Below are 20,041 nucleotides of genomic sequence, written 5' to 3'. Positions count from 1 at the left end.
TTTCCATATTCAAGCTTTGACTGCGTCTCATAAATCGGTCCAAGTATTACAAAATCAGCGCCCTGCTTCTCTGCATTAACAGCCTCATCAATACTGTGTGTTGACACACCAATCATAAGCTTATTTTGTGCAATTTTTCTTGCAGCAGAAAGCGGGATGCTCTGACCGCCGAGATGAACGCCGTCTGCTTCAACAGCGAGCGCAACATCAACCCTGTCATTGATAAATAACTTTGCTCTATGTTTTTTTGTAAGCTCTCTCATCTTGTATGCCATATCCAATAATTCCCTTATGCCTAAATCTTTTTCTCTCAGCTGGACTGCCTTTACTCCAGCTTTCAAAGCCTCTTCAACTTTAGAAAACAGCAAACTATTATCAGTAAAAAGTTTCCTGTCAGTTATAAGATAAAGATTAAAATCTATTTTTTGTCGAAGATTCACTTTTAATTTTTAATTATTAACTCTTTTAAAACATTCCCTCAATCGGACTGCTTGCTGTTGCATAAAGCTTCTTAGGAATCCTGCCCGCCTTATATGCAAGCCTCCCCGCAATAACCGCATGCTTCATTGCGCTTGCCATTGCAATAGGGTCTTTAGCTCCTGCAATCGCAGTATTCAGTAAAACACCGCCGCACCCAAGCTCCATTGCAATTGCAACATCAGACGCAGTTCCCACGCCCGCATCAACAATAATAGGCACTGTTGCCTGCTCAAGAATTATTTTTATGTTATATGGATTCCGTATCCCAAGGCCTGAACCTATCGGAGCTGCCAAAGGCATAACAGCAGCAGCACCTGCATCAACAAGCCTCTTTGCCATTATCGGATCATCATTTGTGTATGGAAGAACAATGAATCCTTCTTTTGCCAACATCTCTGTTGCCTTTAAAAGTCCGATTATATCAGGGAACAATGTCTTCTCATCTCCAATAACCTCAAGTTTAATTAAATCCGAAATTCCTGCTTCCCTTGCGAGGCGCGAATATCTCAATGCATCCTCAACATTGTAACAGCCTGCTGTGTTAGGAAGTATCTTGTATTTTTTGGGATCAATATAATCAAATAAATTCTCTGATTTTCTGTCTATTATGTTCACCCTTCTTACTGCAACAGTAACAACATCTGCCCCAGATGCCTCAATAGCTTTCTTTGTCTCATCAAAATCCTTGTACTTTCCTGTGCCAACCCAGAGACGGGATTTAAATTCTATACCTTTAATCACCAACCTGTCTTCCATGTTCCCTCTTATCCTCCTCCCACAAAATTCACAATCTCCACTTCATCGCCTTCATTAAGCCTGAAACTTTTATAGTCAGATTTTTTTATTACAGTCATATTCACTTCAACCGCAACTCTGCCCTGCTCTATCCTTAGTTCATCTAGAAGCTCTTTGACAGTGCCTGAATTTTTTGTCTCGAAATTTTCTCCGTTAAGTTTCAGTCTCATAAAACAAAAAACCGCATCCCTGAAAGAGTGCGGTCTATCTTTTTTAAGTTTTAGACCCAATCCCTCCGCCGGCATTATCCGTATCAGGTTCGCGGGGTCTCCCAATAAAATCGGGACTCTCAGGCTTGCGCCTCCCCCAAGGGTTAAGTTCACTATAAAATAATATTTCTATTATTGTCAATTGAACAAAAAAATCTTGCTGTTAAATTAAATTTAAACTCCGATAGGCATAGAAAAGAAGCGACGGTCCGTTTGGATGATCAATGTGATCAATTCCAATCTTTACATCAAAACCCAGCTCGCGCATTACAAGAAGAATATCATCTCTTGTCAGCCAATAACTGAATGGGTTACTGCCTCCGCAAAACCCGCCCCAGTTTAATGCGTCAAAATAATTATAACGGTGTTTTATAAAGACATGATTTCTCCAACATACCTCTTCATTTTTCCCGTCAAATTTTTTTCTCAGATTATCAGAACTATTTATAACATCTTTATCATAATAGTGTGTCCATATCCCAATATGATTGCTTACCTTTGAAATATTTTCGAGAACATTTACAGGATCAATCATATGATACAAAACACCGCTGGCAAGAACAAAATCGAATCGTTCGGTTGTATTTTCAAGATATTGCGTAAAATCACCCAACAAAATTTTAGCTGAATGCCCCATTATTTCTTTGGTAATCAAACATTTAAGAAATGCCTTTTGGTTGGATTCTATTGCAATCACAGGATCTGCTCCTGCTTTGCACAGCATATATGTATGCCCGCCTTCAAGCGGCCCTAATTCCAATACAGATTTCCCCTTAAATCCGCCGTAACATTCAGCAAACCATTTGATACGATTATCGTCAAAAAGAGCTGCAAAGCCTCCTGTTTGAATCCCGGGGATTATTGATGTCCATTCTCCCTTGAATACATTGATTGTATTTTCATCCGAAGGCGGTTCTTTTAAATATTGATCAAGGACAAGGCTGTTTTGACTGCTATGTGATATATCAGTCATGATCTGCATATTTCGCGGTGGAAATAATTTGTTACGTATACGAGAAGGCAGAGACAACGGATCTGTTGCCAGCACTTGGATAAACCTCATTGACAATCTGATAAATCCAGAAAATAATAATGACAGAAAGTTTTTTTCTTCATCTGATTTTTCACTGGATTTTAGTTTCGGACTCTCATCAGCTTCAGAAATTTCTGCTATTATTTTTTTGCATAATTCAAGTCTTAAAGAGCTGTCAGGAACATCTCCATCATTTAATTTGCGAAGAGTGATAAAAAATTCGCATCCTGTAGTTTCAGTAAAATCCATCTCGAAGAAATCTATCTTTTTTAAAAGCTGCAGCTCAAGCAATATCAGCCTGAAACTTGAAGGAGTAAAACACCATGCGTGCACGTTAATATAAAGTTCTTCTTTAGCCCTTTTTTCTAATTGCAAGGCCGCATCTTCTAATTTATGATTAAAGGAAAATTCTCCCTTGTTGTCCTGCCCCCAGGCAGTCATCTCGTTTCTTTTGCAAGAATACGCAAAATTATCATAAATAGATGAAATATTGTGCAGTGTTCTCTTCTCCTCGCATGCCTGCAAGAAATCACCTGTTGAATTAGGCCATCTAAAATAGTCAAAACAATATCTCTTATCAGGAATTGCAAGCGACAGAATCCCGTTTTTTTTAAGCAGATGGCTGCATGAAACTAAAAAAGAGAGAGGATCAGGCAGATGCTCGATGACATGAGAGGCTATTATCCAATCATAAAAAGATTCACGGCCTATCAGGTCATGAAGCATCCCGCTTTCCCATATATAATCGACTTTTTCTATTTTTGACGCATCACAATTTTCTTTATTTGCATATATTTTCCTAAGATCCTCTTCGGATATATAATCAACAGTTTCTACATTAAAGCCTTCTTTTTTAGGCGCAACAGGATTATAGCTTGGACCAATTTCAAGCCCTTTTCCGTCTCTGCTGCAGTGTTTTAACAAAATAGAAATTCTATCCATAACACCAAAATACAGGCAAGTATGAATTACTAAGCATATTCATTTCTGCTTCCGATACTCGTCCGAAATTCTATTCTGGGAGGCCACGCAATATCAAATTTTTCCGTGTCTAACCCCAGATTGGGATTATACGCAGGATCATTTTCTAATTGATTTCCCCATCTAAAGCGCATAGCGGCTGTCTCAGATTCAAATCTTTTCTGCTTTTCAGGTGTATAGTCAATTCCGCGAGACACGGATTCATGATGGATAAGTTCTGCAAATGGCGTACATATTATTCTAAGGCCTAAGACGCGGATTCTCAGACAGAAATCAACATCATTATAGGCAACAGCCAGATTTTCATCAAAGCCTTTGACATGTTCAAAAGTGCTTTTTTCTACAATAAGGCAGGCGCCTGTAACAGCAGAAAATGATTGAATAAGCTTTGCGCGTCCAAAATATCCATGATCTTGATTCATACAATGACGGTGGCTGTGTCCGGCAACTCCGCCTAATCCAAGGATAACACCTCCATGCTGCAGACCGTCCTTAGAATTTGGATACAAAAGGCGGGCGCCAACAGCTCCGACACCGGGCTGTAGAACAATGCTTACCATTTCTGAAAGCCAGCCTCTGGACAAAACCTCCACATCATCATTTAGCAGTCCTATAATGCTCCCACGGACATTATGTACCGCATTATTATTTAATGCCGAGTAATTAAAAGGCCTCGGATCCCGCAATATTCTTATTCCTGGAATATCACGAAGTTCGGAAAAATACATTAAAGTATCCCGTGAGTCAGATCCGTTATCTACAATTATGATCTCGTAATTCTGATAGTTTGTAAGATTTAGAATACTTTCAATGCATCTTTTTAGATATCGATGGTTATTTCTTGTCGGTATTATGAGACTTACCAGCGGCAGGGTCTTTGGGAGATGATACCTAACACGGTAATAAGGAAGTTCAGGATGAAAATCAACATCCGCATTTATATTAATCCTTTCAAGATGCTCCTGAATCGCTCTGCGCGCTGCATCTAAAGCATATGGTTTTGCATCAATTGATTTAGATGTGCTCTGCTGGTGCTGGCGCCAATGATATAAAACCCTTGGAATATGAATTATTTGATCAGACGATATTTTTTCGATACAACGCAAAGCCAGATCATAGTCCTGTGATCCCTCAAAGCCGGGACGAAATCTTCCGACCTGATCAACAAGCGTTTTTTTGTAGACTCCCAGATGGCTTATCATATTTTGAGAAAGCATGAGATCATAATTCCAGTCCGGTTTGAAATAATGTTCAGACCGCTTTCCAGATGCATCAATTTTATCTTCATCAGAATATATTATCTCTGCCTGAGGATTCCTGCATATTGCTTCTGCCGTCCAGTAAAGAGCGTCAGGCGCAAGCAGATCATCGTGGTCCAGCAAAGCGATATAGTCTCCGCCAGCAAGTTCAACAGCATCGTTAGAAGCCCTTGAGATATGACCATTCGAAGAGCGAAAAACAATTTTAATTCGCTTGTCTATTTTTTGGTAAAAATGGAGTATTTCACGAATTTCTGGATTTGTTGATGCATCGTCGGAGATGCAAAGCTGCCAATTAGGATAAACCTGATGCAGTACTGATTTAATGGCTTCAGCAAGCATATTAGGATTTGGATCAAATACAGGCATTACAACCGAAATAATTGGCTTGCTCGCCAAATTTTCAGCTCTTCGCATAATCTCATTTTCAACCTGAGACGTCCACAGGTCATACTGCATTATCCATTCCGCATATCCTTTCTGTGACCGGGAAGCAAGCTCATAGTATCGTTTTATCCGTACATTTACCCCTGAAAATCCTTCAACGTAAAGTATCATATATGCTTTTATTAAAAACCGTATCCATCCGCCGCAATCACATTTGATATCATAGAGATAATCAATAAAAGAAATTACATGCGGGATTTCCTTCCAAAGCTGCAGGATTTTTTTATTGAGTGAGATTTCAAAAATATTCATTTTACTTTATACAATTCAGCATTAATCTTATTTTCACCTGTAGAGAAATCTGGCATCTTGAATCTAATTGTAATATGTTTTTGTTTGTATTACAAATAAATGTATGAGTTTCATGAATATCAAGGTTCGATTCTTACAGATTAAAAGGAACGAAAAAACTCAGGTAGAATTTTGAGGATAAAGAAAATAAGGCAATATAAGGGGTTTATTTTATGCACTGTGCAAAACAGCTTATCCAACATAAGATAAACCCTTTTGTAGAGAAAACTATTTAACGGCTTGTGTTCGGCCTGTTCGGTCTGCTTTTGAATCTCTTTGAATCTGAAAAACGTTTTGGAGCAGAACTATTGTCAAAAGGGCTTTGCGAAGATTTGGAATGAAGCCCTTTATATTTGCTGAAGGCTGATTTGTGAGCTTTTGGTTTTTCTGAACTTCCAGCAAAAGAATCATACGCAGGTTTTGCATTATCTCCTTTATATTTGTTAAATCCTGATTTATAAGAGGCTGGATGCTCTGGCCTCTTATGCTGCAAAAAAGGCTTTTGTTCGCGAGGCTCGTGTTTGTGTTCATAAAAATCATTTCCTTGTTCTTTTGACGCACGTTTTTGTCCATAAGATTCACTGTGCTGTTTTGGTTCACGTTTGTGCTCGTAAGACCCGCGTCTGTGTTGTTTTGGTCCGCGTTTTTCTTCATAAGACTCGCGCTTAAAATCTGCATCATGTCCTGATGCAGATTTTTTGTAATCAAAGTCTTCGAGCTGGCGTCTATCTATTTTTTTGCGAAGGACTCTCTCTATTTTCTTAACCATTACTTCATCTGCGCGCGTTATGAATGTGAATGCATCGCCTGTTTTCGCAGCTCTTCCGGTTCTGCCGATTCGGTGCGTGTAAGCATCAACATTGTCCGGCATATCGTAGTTAATGACATGCGATATGTTTGAGATATCAATTCCGCGTGATGCAATGTCAGTCGCAACAAGTATCTGGTATCTGCCTCTGCGAAAACCGTCAAGTGTTTCCTGACGTTTGTTCTGGGTGAGATTTCCCTGCATCGATGCAGCACGATAACCGGCTCTTTTTAATTGATCTCCCACACGTTTTGCTCCGTGCTTTGTGCGCGTAAATACAAGAACAGACCCTGTTTTAGTGTGTTTGAGCAAAGCGAGTAAAAGCTCTGTCTTTAAATGATGCGACACTGGATAAAGCGTATGTGATACTGTGTTCACCGGCATTGCATGGCTTATCTGTACTGTGACAGGATCTTTCAGAATATCGTGTGCCAGCTTTCTTATGTCATCGGGCATTGTTGCTGAGAACATCATTGTCTGCCTTTTTGCAGGTATGTGTTTGACAATCTTTTTGATGTCAGGCAGAAAGCCCATGTCAAACATCCTGTCAGCTTCATCAAGAACAAGGACTTCCATGTTCGAGAGATTGATCGTCCTGTGATCAATATGATCCAGAAGACGGCCCGGACATGCAACTACTATCTCAACTCCTGCGCGAAGTTTTTGTATCTGCTGTCTTATGCTTACGCCTCCATAGACTGTAACGCTTCGCAGTTTTGTATGGCGGCCGAAATCGCGTATTGATGTGTGAATCTGTTCGGCAAGCTCGCGTGTAGGCGCAATTATAACAGCGCGTACATGATTGCGTGATCCTTTCATGAGCCGTTCAAGAATAGGAAGCACAAATGCCGCTGTTTTGCCTGTGCCTGTCTGTGCCAGACCCATAATATCCTGTCCTTGCAATGCATGAGGCATTGCCTGCGCCTGAATCGGCGTTGGTTTCGTAAAACCTGCATCTTTTATTGCGTTTGTAATTGTTGTGTTGAAATTAAATCTTTGAAATTCCATAAACTCCTTTTTTTGCGTTTGAGGAAAAAAACAGGTAGATTGAGGGGGTTACAATGACGTAGTTTTCATCCGGTTACACAATTTTTTGATAGATGAGTTTAACAGCTTCCTTGGAGATAAGTCAAGCAGATGTGCTCGTCGGGTAGTGTCAAACATTTTGTGTAAATTCCTTTAAAGGCATAATTCTCCATTTGTTATTTAAACAACTAAATACAATATATACAATCCTCTCAGTACTTTGACCGTTATTTTTATTAGTTTCTTTACTGACCTGCTCGTGCTGTTTTTAAAAATTTTCGGTGAAATTTATGGAGAGCACTACCTTTCTTTTTTGCTTTTTCAACTTCGCACAGAAAATTTTACGCTATATTAAATCTAATTATTACAATTACGAAAATTTATATGTTAACGATTACCTTTCCGTCGAGCCTCAATTAAATATATTATTCGCTCAAGAACTTTTACCCCTCCGTCTCCACTAGCATCCTTAAAATACAGGTAAAGCATCTCTTTGAATAATTCGTTTCTTGTACTTTCTTTTTTTGCTCTTTTTGCTAATTCATAATATACTGAATATTGATAAAATAATTTTATTTGCCCATCTTCCATCCCTTCTATTACACCTAATGGCAATTTAGGTCTTTTCTTAATGTTGCTCAAAGACTGTAAAAGTTCCTTTTCTTTCAGTTTTGCTAGCTTATTTTCGATTGAATTAACCTTTAGGGATGATGTGTTTTTATTTGTAAAAACCGGCCATTCATCAATTTTAAGTTGTGGTGTGCCTTTTTTATAAAATCTGATATCTAATAAATTTAATGCAAAATCGTATGCACAATAATATTCGCATGGCTCCAATTCAGCAGCATGCAAATTATCACAGTCCAGAACAGATTTTATTATTAAATTATCTTCGAAATTTCCAAACATTCCCAAATATGCGATCGCATATTGTGAAGGGACATTTTTAAATTCTTTGCAATTCATTTCCCTATATGTTTCCCTTATAAATTTAACAACCTTATGTGACGGCATACTCATTAAATAACTTACATTTTCTTTTTCTATCCCAGGATAAGATTTATTGGTATTAATAAGGATTGATGATAAATCACCTGAGTAAGCTAACGTTGAAAAGCTAAATAACAATAAAACTGTAAAGCAATATGCTAAAGATTTTTCCATATAAAATTATTCCATTAAAATTAAAGGATTTAATTATAAATCAATCAGATTTATTTTATGCGCAAGGCATCCTGCGCCGAATCCATTGTCAATATTCATAACGGCAATCCCTGGCACGCAGGAGTTCAGCATTGCAAAAAGCGCAGTTAATCCTCCAAGGCTTGCGCCGTAGCCAATGGAAGTCGGCACTGCAATTATTGGTTTGTCTGTTAATCCTCCCACAACTGATGGAAGCGCTCCCTCCATCCCTGCAACAACAACTATCACCCGCGCAGAGGCAAATGCATGTTTATTATCAAGCAGTCTGTGCAGCCCTGCAACTCCAATATCATAAATCGTCTGGACATTGCTTCCAAGAAACGAAGCGGTTACTGCTGCTTCTTCAGCAATTGGTATGTCAGATGTTCCTGCTGAGACAACAACCACACTGCCTTTCTTCTTTTTCACCCCGCCAAATTCGATCACGCCTGATGCAGGATAAAACACCGCGCCTTTTATCTTCAGGGAATCATATATTTTTTTGTCAGACTTTGTAATAAGAAATCTCTTGTTTTTTTTCTTCATTGCCTTTGCAATGCTTATCACCTGTTTGAGGCTTTTCCCTCTTGCAAAGATGACTTCAGGGATTCCCTGAGTAAGATGTCTGTGATGGTCTATTTTTGCAAATGAAATGTCTTCATAAGGAAGGTGTTTTAATCTTTTTACAGCATCCTCAACAGAAATTTTATTGTCTTTTATATAGTTTAGTATCTCTTTGAGTTTATCTATCATAGAATAACTTTAATAAAACTCTGCTTTTAATGCGCGTGTCATAAGATCATTTACAGCAAGAGCAGGATTTTTATCTTTGTACAGAACATTGTAAACCTGCTCAACTATCGGCATTTCGACCTTATGTTTTTTTGCAAGCTCATGAGCAGATTCCGCTGTTGCAACTCCCTCTGCAACCATCTTCATCTGAGAAAGTATCTCAGATGTTTTCATCCCTCCTGCAAGCTTGATGCCGAAATTATAATTTCTAGAAAGACTGCCTGTGCATGTCAGCACAAGATCGCCAAGTCCGCTTAACCCCGAGAATGTTTCTTTCTTTGCACCCATTGCAGCGCCAATCCTTCTCATCTCTGCAAGTCCTCTTGTAATCAAAGCTGCACGGGCATTATTTCCAAGTCCAAGACCATCGCATATGCCTGATGCAATTGCCATTACATTTTTCAAAGCGCCGCCAAGCTCAACTCCGACAACATCATCATGTTTATAAACCCTGAAATAGTCAGTATTAAAAACTTCCTGCAGTATTAAAGCTGTATCTTTTTTATCTGATGCGATTGTAACAGCTGTAGGCATTTTCTGAATTACTTCTTTTGCAAAACTGGGGCCTGAAAGAACCGCTACTTGATGTTTAGAAAGTCCATTCAAAATTTTAGATGGCGTATCAAGGCTGTTTTTTTCAATGCCTTTTGACACGCTCACGATTATTGCATCTTTATTTGCATGAGCATAAACATTCTTGAATATGCAACGAATATGCTGGACAGGGACTGCATTGACTATATATCTTGCATCTTTGACAGCGTTTTCAATCTTGTTAAAAATCTTGATATCATCATGGATTTTTACATCAGGAAGATAGATGCTGTTTACACGCGTGCCTTTTATCTCCTCAGAAAGAGATTCTTCATAGACCCACAAAGAAGTATCATATCCTTTCTCAGCAAGAAGACACGCAAGTGTCGTGCCCCAGCTTCCTGCACCTATGACGGTTATATATGACATAAACTATTATCCTCTGTTTTCTAAATTAATGCGGATATTGCGAGAAAATTTATTTTTCGATACCTTTGCTCCCTAGCATAGATGGAAAATAAAAAAATTTATCAGAAATAACAAAATAAGATAATTCAAATAATCTATCGAGTTAAAGAAATTTTCTAGTGATGTCTGCATTATTCTTGTCCCTACCACTTTATAAGAACCGATGCCCATGTAAGACCGCCGCCGAATGCCTCGAGCATAATGTAATCCCCGTTCTTGATCCTGTCCTGTTGTACTGCTTCGTCAAGAGCAATGGCAATCGATGCAGCAGATGTGTTTCCGTATTTATTAAGATTCACAAACACCCTTTCCTGCGGAAGCCCTAATCTATCTGCGGTTGCCTGAATAATCCGAAGATTTGCCTGATGCGGTATCAAGAGCGAAAGCTGTGACGGTTTTAGCTTGTTTTCTTCCAGCGTCTCAATAACAAGCGTTTCCAGAGTGCGCACAGCAACTTTGAATGTCTCATTGCCCTTCATTTTCACATAATGCATTCTTTTTTTAACTGTATCCTTTGTTGCAGGGTTTCTTGAGCCTCCTGCAGGCATATAAAGCAGCTCCCACATGCTTCCGTCAGCTCCGAGTTTTGTTGAAATAATTCCCCTGTCCTCTTTTGTTGCTTCAATTATTACAGCTCCAGCGCCGTCACCGAAAAGCACGCATGTCGATCTGTCTTCCCAGTCAGTGATACGCGAAAGAAGCTCTACTCCGACAAGAAGTATCCTTTTGAATTTCCCGCTTCTTATAAAACTATCCGCAACTGAAATCCCGTAAAGAAATCCTGAACAGGCAGCGTTGAGGTCAAAAGCAGCAGTGTTTTTTACTCCCAGTTTGTTTTGAAGGAAACATGATGTTGAAGGGAAAGGCATATCTCCTGTGATTGTGGCAGTAATTATAAGATCTATGTCCTCTGGTTTTATTTTTGTTTTCTTAAATGCAGCTTTTGCAGCTTCATATGCAAGATCAGAGGCAGCTTCTTTTGAATCTGCTATCCTTCTTTCTTCTATCCCGGATCTCTCTTTGATCCATTTGTCAGTGGTATCAACAATTTTTTCGAGATCTAAATTTGTAACTACTTTTTTGGGAGTGTATGACCCTGTTGCAACAATCCTAGCTCGCAGCTGCTGTTTTCCTTCTTGCATTAAAGCTCCTTATCTCTTCAGAAATAACTTTATGTCCTTTTTTTCTTGAAAATTCCGCTGCAACCTTGATTGCATTTTTTATTGCGCGTGCAGTAGACCTTCCATGGCTTATTATGCATGTCCCGTTTATTCCCAGTAATGGCGCTCCGCCGTACTCTGCATAATCAGTCTTCTTTTTAAAATTTCTCAAAGCAGGTTTCATTAAAAGGTATCCTACTTTTCCGGTTGAAACACCTGCAATCTCTCTTTTAAGCATCTTCAACATTGCCTCGGCAAGTCCCTCCGTGGTCTTCAGGACAATATTGCCTATAAATCCGTCGCATACAACAACATCTGCATTGCCCATGAAAACATCTTTTCCTTCTGTGTTTCCGATAAAATTAAGATCTGAATTCTTAAGCATGCTGAAGGCTTCTTTTGTAAGCTCATTACCTTTTGTATCTTCTTCTCCGATGCTGAGCATAGCAACCTTGGGATTATGCCTTCCAAGCACTGCGCTTGCATAAAAACTTCCCATCATTGCAAACTGAAGAAGATTCTCTGCATTACAGTCAACATTTGCACCAGCATCAATCAGAACAAACGGTTTGTTTATTGTAGGCACTATTGCCGCAATTGCTGGCCTATCAACTCCCTTTGATTTGCCCAGGACATAAAAAGCTGTTGCCATTACAACGCCTGAATTTCCAGCGCTTACAAATCCATCAGCCTCATGGTCTTTTAATGCATCAACAGCGCGCCTGATGGAAGAATCCTTCTTCTTCCTCAGCGCAACAACAGGAGACTCATGCATCCCGACCACCTGCGATGTATGTCTGATGTGTATCCGTCCGGCAGGATAATCCTTATCTTTCAGTTCATTTTTAAGCAGGTGTTCATCGCCAAAAAGCATTACCTCAAGGTCGTCTTGTTCTGTCAATATCTCGACTGCACCTTCGACATTAACAGCAGGCGCGTGATCACCGCCCATTGCATCAAGGGCAATTTTCATGCTTCTTTTTCGACTATCTCAAGAACCTTTTTGCCGTTGTAAGAACCGCAATTTGTGCAAACACGATGTGAAAGTTTTAATTCATGACATTCTGGACACTGACTCATATTAGGCATCTGCCCTTTCCAGTTAGCCCTGCGTTTGTCTCTTCTTGTCCTTGTATGTCTGTGCGTAGGATTTGCCATTTCAATACTCCCTTCTAAAAAAATCTATTTTATTTTCTGTTACTCTTTGCTTTCCTCAGGAAGCAATTTTTTCAAAACCTCAAGCCTGGGATCAGCTTTACTCACTGCACAATTACAGCTCTCAGTATTAAGGTCTTTACCGCATATCTGACATATTCCCTTACAAGCCTCATCGCAGAGCGATTTCATAGGCGTATTAAGGAATACCTGTTCATTTATAAGATCAAGCACATCCAGTTCATCACCTCTATAAAAATCCAAGTCGAGTTCATCCTCTCTTACCTCATGAATGCCCTCAACTGAAAGTTCCCTCAGAGGATGATACACTGCATCAATATCAGCTTCTATATGTGCTGTATAATGCTTGAGACATCGGCTGCATTCAAGTTCTGCCTTGGTCTCCGCATTCCCATGTATGACAAGCTCCCCACCCATTTTTTTTATGCTGAGCCTTCCAGTCACGGGCGATAAAAGCTTTACATCATCCAATTCCAGTTTTTCATTAATATCAAATTCAAGACCCTCAGCAGGAATCTCTGATATTGTTATCTTCATTTTAACAAACCTTTGTGCGCACCTGCACTGCTAATTTGCCTTAACACTTCAAATTTAAAGGCTTACAAGCGATATGAATTATAAAAAATGTATTTAAAGCATGTCAAGGAACTCATAATTTGTTTTTTGGTCAGGACAATGCTGCTGAACCGCTTATTGAGATTGTGTTTTGCTTTTTATTTCAGCCTTAAGCGCCAGTGTTATCTCAGGCTTCTTAGTGTCATTTGTGTAAATTCTTATTGTCTTTAAGACATTGCCTTGTCTGTTTTTTAGATCAAGCGTTGCTTTTATCTGTCCTTTTTCTCCAGGATTAAGACTTGCCGAACTGGCAAGGGCAGCAGTACAGCCTCAGGTCGAAGAAATCTTCTTGATTATCAGTTCTGATGTTCCGATGTTCTGAAATTCAAATGTATGAGTTACCGTATCCTGTGACACAAGGCCAAAATCAAAAACCTCAGAATCAAACTTGATCTCAGACTCAGCAAAGGCAAGAGAAGAAAAAACAAGCAAAGATATTATCACAATTATTTTTTTCATGATATATTTTAGCATTATTTATACACCTCATCCCAGCCTTTTTTCGAAAGGTGTTTATACACAAACCATGCTGTCACGCACGCGATTGAGAGCCAGACAAAACCCGAGAGATAATATCCGAGAAACAGCTTGCCGATCCCGATTGTTAAGCCGATGATGAACAGACACCCGTTAACCCATTCAATGAGAGTATCTCTGAGAATATTTCCCTCTGGTTTGTATCCTATTAATTTCTCAACTGGTCTCCAGCCATAACCTCCGGGCATTGTCTTTTTATAGAATTCTATTAACTTCTCATTCTCGGATGGCTTTGTGAGCAGAGTCACAAATACCCAGACAACAGTCGAGACGCTGATTATTAAAAACAGTTTTGCATAATATGGAGAACCCTCGAAAATCGGATGCTTGTACGCGATAATCGTCATTACTGTTGATGATATCATTGCAGAAATCTCACTCCATGCATTCACCCTCCACCAGTACCATCTTATGATATAAACAAGTCCTGTTCCAGAACCAAATGCTATCAGGAATTTAAAAACGCCTATAATTGAATCGACATGATATGTTACAACGGCAGTGATGACTGAAAGAACAAGGGTTGCTGCTCGCGAGACAAATATGAGATGTTTCTCTGTTGAATCTTTTTTAATAAAAGGCTTATAAAAATCATTCACAAAATATGCTGATGAGAGATTTAGATATGTGCTCAGGGTTGACATGAATGCTGCAAAGAACGATGCAAGCATCAAACCCCTAAGACCTGAAGGAAGCAGGTCAACCATCATCTGCGGATAAACAGCCTCGTGGTCTTTTACCTGAGGATAAATTATGATCGATGCCAAAGCTGCGAGTATCCACGGCCATGTGCGGAGTCCGTAATTTGCAATGTTGAAATAAAAAGTTGCAAACAGACTGTGCTTTTCATTCTTGCACGATGACATTCTCTGGACAATCACGCCGCCGCCGTCTGAAGAATATTTTGACCACCAGCTTAAGCCGACATAACCAAGAAATGTCATGAACGCAAGCCCAAAAAATCCTTCATTCAAAGGAGGAAAGAAATTAAGCATGTCCTCAGGGATCTGCGCCTTAATCTGCGATATCCCCCCTGCATGATTTACTGATGCGAACGCAAGAACTACTGCCCCGATCATGGCAATTATGAACTGGAAAAAATCTGTTGTGACAACTCCCCAGTAACCTGAAAGCATGGAATAAGCAATAGTGATAACGCTCGATACAATAATGCTCTCCCACTTTCCCCACCCGAGAGAGACATCGAGTATCTTTGCCATTGCAAGGATAACCTGCGCCTTTATTATTGTGTGAATCGCGACTGAAAAATATATTGCCTTAAATCCCCTGAGAATCGAGGCCGATCTCCCTGAATAACGCATGTTGATCAGCTCGACATCTGTCAGCACGCCGAGCCTTCTCCAGAGCCTTGCAAAAAAGAATACGGACATCATTCCTGAGAAAATAAAACACCACCACTGCCAGTTTTCATATATGCCGTGTTCTCTGACAAGACCTGTGACATATAAAGGAGTGTCGGAAGAAAAAGTCGTCGCAACCATTGAAGTGCCTGCAAGCCACCATGGAAGATTTCTGCCTGACAGGAAAAATTCAGAGATACTTGAAGATGCCCGTTTTGTAAAATATATTCCGATGAACAGCGAGGCAGCCATATATACTGCTACAATTGTCCAGTCCAGCAATGATAAAGACACTTATTCTCTCCTACCACGAAAATATTTTGTTAGTATATCAGGACTTAATTATAAAAAATCATAAATAAAAAAGCCCTGTCTCGGCTCATACAGGGCTTTTATCTTTACATTCATTCTTACAATTCATAAATGTTTATCTTCTTCTCCAGCCGGCCCACACAGGGAATCCATTTGCATCCCTGAGCATTAACACAGCATCTCCCTTTTTAACTTCTGCTGCTATAATTGCCGGTTTTCCCATAAACGTTGTTCTCGATCCCTTTACCTCGATCTTGTCGCCCTTCTCAATTTTTGTGTCAAGACCTTCGATATACCAGCCTGGTCCGAGATGAACCGTTATTGTTTTCTTCTCGGTTTTTAGTGTCACATGAATTCCATAGAACATTCCGCGCATTGGGGTGAATTGATCAACCGATTCAACAGTACCTGAAAGTGTTTCTACAGTCGCAGGATTGTACATCCTTTGATACTGTGTTCCCATACCCCAGCTTCCGCTACCGCGCCAGCCTTTCATAGGCTGGCTAAGAGCAACAGAAGCACCGATGAACGTGACAAGCGCTGTCAAAATAAAAATCTTTATTTTCATAGCTGTCTCCTTGAGCCGAGTTTCACTGTTTTAAATTAAAATTTTTGAATTAAGATTTTTCAGGCAGGTTTTTCATACCTGCCTGTTTTTATTTTACGTGAAGGTTTTATGAATACAGATTATTTTTTCTTTACAGGAGCTTTTTTTTCTTTATTATAAACTTCCCATATCCAATATGAAACTGCTTTAAGTTCATCATCAGGGAGATTCATCGGAGCCATCAATCCCCACTTCTCAAGCCCTATTGGAAGAAGCACTGATTTTTCTTTTGACGGGTTTTTTATGAAATCCACCATGTGCGCTATTGCTTTTTTTCTGTCGTTAAATGCCTCGTGATAATGGCCTGAAAGTCCTATAATCGGAGGAGCTGTTTTTGGCGGCGGGCCATAGCTGTGGCATACTGCACAGCTCTTTTCATACACAGCCTTGCCCTTGTCGAAAAGCTTGTCAGTTTTTTCAGCAGCTAAAACAATACCTGAAAAGAACAAAGTAAAAACCGATACAATTATCAAAGCTTTCATTTTTTCCTCCATGTAATCTTTTGAGCTAATTTTATTAGATTTCTACTTAGAATATCTCATATCCTGGCTTAAATATCAATTATTATCTTAGACTGTGTATCTGGATTTTTTTGATTTATCTGCTTCCTGCTTTTTTGCCTCGTATCCTTTTCTGCCCATCATCCCGTAAGTGAAATTTTTACCTTCTTCTACTCCGGGCTGGTCAAAGGGATTTACATCGCAGAGTATTCCTGTAAAAACTGTCGCTATCTCAAAGAAATGAAACAGCTGTCCGAGGTAGTAAGCATTTATCTGCGGGATTGTTATTGTCATATTCGGTTTTTTGGTCCCTGCAAGCGCAAGAGCTGTAGCGTTTTGTTCTGTTTTAATAAGTTCAGAAAGCTTATGTCCTCCCAGATATCTTATTCCTTCAATTTCATTAAAGACCTTCGGGATCTCAATATTAGAAAAATAATCCTCTACACTTATAAATATTATTACTTTGTCTTCCGGCCCTTCCATCCAGAGCTGGAGCTGTGAGTGCTGGTCTGTTGTCCCCAATGACGGGTATGGAGTAAATCCGATTCCATTTTTTCCAAGACTCTCTGCCCACAACTGACAGAACCATTCAGCCATAGGCTTAAGCCCGTCAGCATAAGGAACCATCACATTTATGAATCTCTTTTTTTCTGTTTTCATAAGATAAAGAAGTGTTCCAAAAAGATATGCAGGATTTTTCCATATGTCTTCATTTTTGCATCTTTGAGAAATGTCTTTTGCGCCTCTTAAAAATTCATTCGAATCAATCCCCATAACTTCCGCAAGCAAAAGTCCAACTGGGCTAAGCACAGAAAATCTTCCGCCAACATTATGCGGGATCGCAAATGTCTTGAATCCTTTTTCATTCGCAATTTTTCTCAGGTTTCCCTTCTCAGGATCAGTGGTTGCTATGAATTTTTCTGAGGATCCTTTTAATCTGTCCCATAGAATCATAAAAGATGCCATTGTCTCTGCAGTGCTGCCCGATTTCGTTATCACATTCACAGATGTTTTCCCTATATCAATAATCGACAAAATCCTATCCATAGTTCTTGGGTCGACATTGTCGTATATAAAAATTTTCGGTTTTTTATCCAAATTATGAAATGGGCTGAGCGCTTCTAAGATTGCCTTTGGCCCTAGCGCAGATCCGCCAATACCGAGTATTATGAAATTTTCGAAATCTTTTTTAATTAGAGAACCGGTCTTTTTTATTTCTAATGTGTCTTGTTCAACGAGATCGATAAAACCAAGGCCGGGTAGTCCTCTGGTCTTTATCTTCTTGTCAACATCTCTTACTTTCGAGATTATGTTGTCTATCTGTTTTTTGGATAAACCGTTTTCAGAGATAACATCATGCATCATATTCGTAAAATCAAGCTGAAGCATAAGAATACTCCTTTATTGCGCCCTTCCCTTTACTGACCTGAGTCCTTCTATTAATATAAGCACAAAGACTATAGTGAATCCTATAAAAATTCCTATAATATTAATAATCCCAAGCCATAAAAGAAAAATAATGATCGCAAAAATAACGAGTAATTTTAAAAAACTGAAAAAAACCAGCATTCCTGCAGCACGGTCAGTTGTGCCGATAAGCCCTTCGACGCTCCAGACAATTGCCTTCAGATTAGCCAGCGCAAGAAGACCTCCTACGATAATGCCAAGAGGAAGTTTTTCCCATTCGATAAAGGCTGAAATTAAAGCAGCGGGAAGCAATATAACGAGAGTATTTTTATATATTCTTTTTATCATCTTTGCCGTCGTCCTCTAAAGATTTTTTTGCCATGCGCATTAATTCTCTGAATCCCGCAACAATTCCGAGCAGGAGAAATATGATTGTAAGCCATGGCGAAGTATTAAAGAATTTATCAAGACCATATCCTATTACAAGCCCGACAAAGGTTGAAAGAACAAGATTAATACCTATTACGCTTGCCTGATATAGATTTTTTAACAATGGCTTATCAGACATATTTTTTACCTATCGGCTTTTTTAGAAATAAAAGAAGGATATATTATTTGAACGGGTTCATCTGCCGATAGCCCAACAATAAATTTCAAGATATCAAAGGTAGAAAGTTTCAAAACACAATGAAAATCAGCGGAGATATTATGTTCTGCCTCTGTTACCATAAAAATTAAATCCTTCTCTCTTTAACATTCTTTAAAAGACTCGTAAGCCGCCCTGACCGTTTTTTCGATATCTCTCTCAGAATGCGCAAGAGAAATGAAACCGGCTTCAAACTGCGAAGGAGCGATATTTACTCCTCTTTTCAGCATTCCTGAAAAGAATTTCGAGAACTTTGCTGTGTCGGATGTCTTTGCGGTAGAGTAGTCAACAACATCAGTATCTGTAAAATATGTGCAGAACATCGAGCCTGCTCTGTAAAACTTTGTGCTCACGCCTGCTTTCTTCGCAGAATCTATAAGTCCGTCTTCCAATGCTGATGAAAGAATTTCTAATTTCTTATATGCAACTTTTGCAGAAATGAGTTTTAACGTCTCGATACCCGCAGTCATCGCCAAGGGATTTCCGGACAATGTGCCCGCCTGATAAACAGGGCCTTCAGGAGAAATCATGGACATTATTTCTTTTTTCCCTCCGTATGCTCCGACAGGAAGTCCTCCGCCTATAACCTTTCCAAGACATGTCATATCAGGTTTTATCTTATAAAACTGCTGAGCACCTCCATAAGACACTCTGAATCCTGTCATCACTTCGTCAAATATCAGAACTATTCCATGCTTCTCAGTAAGTTCTCTCAATGCATCAAGAAATCCAGGCTTTGGAAGAACACATCCTATATTTCCCACAACAGGTTCGACTATCATGCATGCTATTGATTTCCAGTTTTTTTCGATAGATGCCTTTACTGACTCGATATTATTAAACGGCAGGGTTATAGTATTTTTTGCGTATGACTCTGGAACGCCCGGGCTGTCAGGAAGACCGAATGTTGCCGCGCCCGAGCCGGCCTTGACAAGCAGACCATCTGCATGTCCATGATAGCATCCTTCGAATTTTATTACCGCGTCTCTTTTTGTAAATCCTCTGGCAGCTCTTATTGCGCTCATTGTTGCTTCAGTTCCAGAATTAACCATCCTCACCTTATCCATCGATGGATATGCCTTGACGACCATATTTGCAAGTTCGATCTCAAGCTGGGTCGGCGCTCCATAACTAGTGCCTTTTTCAGCTGCCTTCTTTAATGCCTTAACAACCTTTGGATGCGCATGTCCCAAAATTAGCGGGCCCCAAGACAGAACATAATCAATATATGAATTTCCGTCCACATCATATATTCTTGAACCTTTTGCCCTTGAAATAAATATGGGATTCCCTCCTACAGCCTTAAATGCCCTGACCGGGCTGTTAACGCCTCCGGGAATTACTTTCTTTGCTGCCTCAAAAAGTTTATGGGATTTTCTATAGGTTTTCATAGATAGAAAGTCTATCACGAAAAA

Annotated in this window: 21 protein-coding genes and 1 riboswitch; all 21 genes read right to left on the bottom strand. The window is 39.5% G+C overall.

Annotation, left to right across the window (positions count from 1 at the left end; translation table 11 throughout):
• Positions 1-440, bottom strand: a 440-nt coding sequence (thiE, locus tag LLF28_04905) for a thiamine phosphate synthase (protein ID MCE5194785.1), incomplete at its 3' end; no start/stop codon positions are given.
• A gap of 25 nt (positions 441-465) precedes the next feature.
• A complete protein-coding gene (locus LLF28_04900; protein ID MCE5194784.1) occupies positions 466-1,236 on the bottom strand; it encodes a thiazole synthase in 771 nt (256 codons plus the stop codon).
• A gap of 8 nt (positions 1,237-1,244) precedes the next feature.
• Positions 1,245-1,445: a sulfur carrier protein ThiS gene (thiS, locus tag LLF28_04895; GenBank protein MCE5194783.1), complete on the bottom strand. Its 201-nt coding sequence runs from the start codon at positions 1,443-1,445 to the stop codon at positions 1,245-1,247.
• A gap of 43 nt (positions 1,446-1,488) precedes the next feature.
• Positions 1,489-1,593, bottom strand: a riboswitch (TPP riboswitch).
• 54 nt (positions 1,594-1,647) lie between these two features.
• The gene (locus LLF28_04890; GenBank protein ID MCE5194782.1) at positions 1,648-3,459 is read right to left on the bottom strand and encodes a methyltransferase domain-containing protein; all 1,812 of its coding nucleotides are present in this window, start codon (positions 3,457-3,459) and stop codon (positions 1,648-1,650) included.
• A gap of 29 nt (positions 3,460-3,488) precedes the next feature.
• The gene (locus LLF28_04885; GenBank protein MCE5194781.1) at positions 3,489-5,456 is read right to left on the bottom strand and encodes a glycosyltransferase family 2 protein; all 1,968 of its coding nucleotides are present in this window, start codon (positions 5,454-5,456) and stop codon (positions 3,489-3,491) included.
• A 271-nt stretch (positions 5,457-5,727) separates the two neighbouring features.
• Positions 5,728-7,311 carry a DEAD/DEAH box helicase gene (locus tag LLF28_04880; protein MCE5194780.1) on the bottom strand — a complete coding sequence of 528 codons (1,584 nt, stop codon included), beginning with the start codon at positions 7,309-7,311 and terminating at the stop codon, positions 5,728-5,730.
• 405 nt (positions 7,312-7,716) lie between these two features.
• Entirely contained in the window at positions 7,717-8,493 is a 777-nt protein-coding gene (locus LLF28_04875; GenBank protein ID MCE5194779.1) for a hypothetical protein, read from the bottom strand.
• Positions 8,494-8,526: 33 nt separating this feature from the next.
• Positions 8,527-9,264 carry a nickel pincer cofactor biosynthesis protein LarB gene (larB, locus tag LLF28_04870; protein MCE5194778.1) on the bottom strand — a complete coding sequence of 246 codons (738 nt, stop codon included), beginning with the start codon at positions 9,262-9,264 and terminating at the stop codon, positions 8,527-8,529.
• A gap of 9 nt (positions 9,265-9,273) precedes the next feature.
• Positions 9,274-10,266 carry an NAD(P)-dependent glycerol-3-phosphate dehydrogenase gene (locus tag LLF28_04865; protein MCE5194777.1) on the bottom strand — a complete coding sequence of 331 codons (993 nt, stop codon included), beginning with the start codon at positions 10,264-10,266 and terminating at the stop codon, positions 9,274-9,276.
• Between the two features lie 182 nt (positions 10,267-10,448).
• Positions 10,449-11,426 (bottom strand): ketoacyl-ACP synthase III, encoded by a 978-nt coding sequence (locus LLF28_04860; protein ID MCE5194776.1) that lies wholly within the window; start codon positions 11,424-11,426, stop codon positions 10,449-10,451.
• Entirely contained in the window at positions 11,416-12,438 is a 1,023-nt protein-coding gene (plsX, locus tag LLF28_04855) for a phosphate acyltransferase PlsX (protein MCE5194775.1), read from the bottom strand. The genes LLF28_04860 and plsX overlap by 11 nt, the downstream gene beginning before the upstream one ends.
• A complete protein-coding gene (gene rpmF, locus LLF28_04850; GenBank protein ID MCE5194774.1) occupies positions 12,435-12,623 on the bottom strand; it encodes a 50S ribosomal protein L32 in 189 nt (62 codons plus the stop codon). The genes plsX and rpmF overlap by 4 nt, the downstream gene beginning before the upstream one ends.
• A gap of 39 nt (positions 12,624-12,662) precedes the next feature.
• Entirely contained in the window at positions 12,663-13,178 is a 516-nt protein-coding gene (locus LLF28_04845; GenBank protein ID MCE5194773.1) for a DUF177 domain-containing protein, read from the bottom strand.
• 153 nt (positions 13,179-13,331) lie between these two features.
• Positions 13,332-13,715: a DUF1573 domain-containing protein gene (locus LLF28_04840; GenBank protein MCE5194772.1), complete on the bottom strand. Its 384-nt coding sequence runs from the start codon at positions 13,713-13,715 to the stop codon at positions 13,332-13,334.
• A 14-nt stretch (positions 13,716-13,729) separates the two neighbouring features.
• Positions 13,730-15,448: a Na+:solute symporter gene (locus LLF28_04835; GenBank protein MCE5194771.1), complete on the bottom strand. Its 1,719-nt coding sequence runs from the start codon at positions 15,446-15,448 to the stop codon at positions 13,730-13,732.
• Positions 15,449-15,581: 133 nt separating this feature from the next.
• Entirely contained in the window at positions 15,582-16,034 is a 453-nt protein-coding gene (locus LLF28_04830; GenBank protein MCE5194770.1) for a hypothetical protein, read from the bottom strand.
• Positions 16,035-16,153: 119 nt separating this feature from the next.
• A complete protein-coding gene (locus LLF28_04825; protein ID MCE5194769.1) occupies positions 16,154-16,555 on the bottom strand; it encodes a cytochrome c in 402 nt (133 codons plus the stop codon).
• Between the two features lie 87 nt (positions 16,556-16,642).
• Positions 16,643-17,962, bottom strand: a complete 1,320-nt coding sequence (locus tag LLF28_04820) for a glucose-6-phosphate isomerase (protein ID MCE5194768.1) — start codon at positions 17,960-17,962, stop codon at positions 16,643-16,645.
• A 12-nt stretch (positions 17,963-17,974) separates the two neighbouring features.
• Positions 17,975-18,328 carry a hypothetical protein gene (locus LLF28_04815; GenBank protein MCE5194767.1) on the bottom strand — a complete coding sequence of 118 codons (354 nt, stop codon included), beginning with the start codon at positions 18,326-18,328 and terminating at the stop codon, positions 17,975-17,977.
• Positions 18,309-18,548, bottom strand: a complete 240-nt coding sequence (locus LLF28_04810; protein MCE5194766.1) for an AtpZ/AtpI family protein — start codon at positions 18,546-18,548, stop codon at positions 18,309-18,311. The genes LLF28_04815 and LLF28_04810 overlap by 20 nt, the downstream gene beginning before the upstream one ends.
• 182 nt (positions 18,549-18,730) lie before the next feature.
• Positions 18,731-20,017, bottom strand: coding sequence for a glutamate-1-semialdehyde 2,1-aminomutase (gene hemL / locus LLF28_04805; GenBank protein MCE5194765.1), 1,287 nt, complete (start codon positions 20,015-20,017; stop codon positions 18,731-18,733).
• Positions 20,018-20,041: the final 24 nt, after the last annotated feature.

This window comes from Nitrospiraceae bacterium, from assembly GCA_021373015.1.
GTDB lineage: Bacteria > Nitrospirota > Thermodesulfovibrionia > Thermodesulfovibrionales > UBA1546 > JAJFTJ01.
Note: the sequence above shows the minus strand (reverse complement) of the source record. Positions and strands in the feature narration are given on the sequence as shown.

Coding starts and splice junctions, on each gene's coding strand:
- LLF28_04900 (MCE5194784.1), bottom strand. CDS start 1,236: ATGGAAGACAGGTTGGTGATTAAAGGTATAGAATTTAAATCCCGTCTC.
- thiS (MCE5194783.1), bottom strand. CDS start 1,445: ATGAGACTGAAACTTAACGGAGAAAATTTCGAGACAAAAAATTCAGGC.
- LLF28_04890 (MCE5194782.1), bottom strand. CDS start 3,459: ATGGATAGAATTTCTATTTTGTTAAAACACTGCAGCAGAGACGGAAAA.
- LLF28_04885 (MCE5194781.1), bottom strand. CDS start 5,456: ATGAATATTTTTGAAATCTCACTCAATAAAAAAATCCTGCAGCTTTGG.
- LLF28_04880 (MCE5194780.1), bottom strand. CDS start 7,311: ATGGAATTTCAAAGATTTAATTTCAACACAACAATTACAAACGCAATA.
- LLF28_04875 (MCE5194779.1), bottom strand. CDS start 8,493: ATGGAAAAATCTTTAGCATATTGCTTTACAGTTTTATTGTTATTTAGC.
- larB (MCE5194778.1), bottom strand. CDS start 9,264: ATGATAGATAAACTCAAAGAGATACTAAACTATATAAAAGACAATAAA.
- LLF28_04865 (MCE5194777.1), bottom strand. CDS start 10,266: ATGTCATATATAACCGTCATAGGTGCAGGAAGCTGGGGCACGACACTT.
- plsX (MCE5194775.1), bottom strand. CDS start 12,438: ATGAAAATTGCCCTTGATGCAATGGGCGGTGATCACGCGCCTGCTGTT.
- rpmF (MCE5194774.1), bottom strand. CDS start 12,623: ATGGCAAATCCTACGCACAGACATACAAGGACAAGAAGAGACAAACGC.
- LLF28_04845 (MCE5194773.1), bottom strand. CDS start 13,178: ATGAAGATAACAATATCAGAGATTCCTGCTGAGGGTCTTGAATTTGAT.
- LLF28_04830 (MCE5194770.1), bottom strand. CDS start 16,034: ATGAAAATAAAGATTTTTATTTTGACAGCGCTTGTCACGTTCATCGGT.
- LLF28_04825 (MCE5194769.1), bottom strand. CDS start 16,555: ATGAAAGCTTTGATAATTGTATCGGTTTTTACTTTGTTCTTTTCAGGT.
- LLF28_04820 (MCE5194768.1), bottom strand. CDS start 17,962: ATGCTTCAGCTTGATTTTACGAATATGATGCATGATGTTATCTCTGAA.
- LLF28_04815 (MCE5194767.1), bottom strand. CDS start 18,328: ATGATAAAAAGAATATATAAAAATACTCTCGTTATATTGCTTCCCGCT.
- LLF28_04810 (MCE5194766.1), bottom strand. CDS start 18,548: ATGTCTGATAAGCCATTGTTAAAAAATCTATATCAGGCAAGCGTAATA.
- hemL (MCE5194765.1), bottom strand. CDS start 20,017: ATGAAAACCTATAGAAAATCCCATAAACTTTTTGAGGCAGCAAAGAAA.